General features: G+C 72.5%; 1 protein-coding gene. It reads left to right on the top strand.

Translation table 11 applies throughout. From position 1 onward, the window contains the following. Positions 1-1,229 (top strand): M48 family metalloprotease (locus tag A9Z05_RS03510; RefSeq protein ID WP_069616890.1); only part of this gene is annotated, 1,229 nt, incomplete at both ends.

Below are 1,229 nucleotides of genomic sequence, written 5' to 3'. Positions count from 1 at the left end.
CGCGGCCGCGGCGGCGGCGCGCTACATCGGCGGCTACACGCCCGACTTCGACCTGTTCCCCGTGCGCGATCCGCAGATCAACGCGTTCTCGATGCCGGGCGGCTTCATCGGGATCAACAGCGGGCTGGTGGTGACGACGCAGACGGAGTCGGAGCTCGCGTCGGTGGTCGGCCACGAGATGGGACATGTGCTGCAGCGCCACATCGCACGGATGATCGGTGCGAGCGAGAAGACAGGCTACACGGCGCTCGCGACGATGCTGCTCGGCGTGCTGGCTGGCGTGCTCGCGCGCAGCGGCGATCTCGGCAGCGCGATCGCGATGGGCGGGCAGGCGTACGCGGTCGACAACCAGCTGCGCTTCTCGCGTTCGGCCGAGCGCGAGGCCGATCGCGTCGGCTTCCAGCTGCTCGCGGGGGCCGGCTACGACCCGTATGGCATGCCGGGCTTCTTCGAACGGCTCGACCGCGCGTCGATGGGCGATGCGGGTGTGCCGGCCTACGCGCGCACGCACCCGCTGACCGGCGAGCGGATTGCCGACATGGAGGATCGGGCGCGCCGCGCGCCGTACCGACAGCCGCGCCAGTCGGCCGAATACGGGTTCGTGCGTGCGCGACTGCGCATCCTGCAGAACCGGGCGCCGACCGACATCTCGGCCGAGGCGCGCCGGATGCAGCTCGAGATCGACGATCGCACCGCGCCGAACGTCGCGGCGAACTGGTACGGCATCGCGCTCGCGAACACGCTGCTCGGCCAGTACGATGCGGCGGACAAGGCGCTCGCATCGGCGCGCGGCGCGTTCGACGAGCGCGAGCGGCGCGACGACGATCCGGCGACCAGTTCGCCGAGCCTCGACGTGCTGGCCGCCGACATCGCCCGCCGCGCGGGCCGGACCGACGATGCGGTACGGCTGTCGGCGCTTGCGCAGCGGCGCTGGCCGGCGTCGCACGCGGCGATCGTCGCGCACCTGCAGGCGCTGATCGCCGCGCGGCGCTTCGCCGACGCGCAGACGCTCGCGCGGGCGCAGGCGAAGGCCGACCCCGAACAGCCGGACTGGTGGGATTACCTCGCGAAGGCGAGCGACGGCAAGGGCGACGTGCTCGCGCGGCGCCGGGCGCTGGCGGAGAAACTGGCGCTCGACGGCGCGTGGCCGTCGGCGATCCGGCAACTGAAGGAAGCGCGTGACGCGAAGGACGTGTCGTTCTACGAGCAGTCGATCATCGGCGCGCGGC

This window comes from Burkholderia sp. A2 (assembly GCF_001729305.1).
In the GTDB taxonomy this organism is placed as follows: domain Bacteria; phylum Pseudomonadota; class Gammaproteobacteria; order Burkholderiales; family Burkholderiaceae; genus Burkholderia; species Burkholderia sola.
The sequence above is the reverse complement of the archived record's forward strand: the minus strand, read 5'-3'. Positions and strand labels throughout refer to the sequence as shown.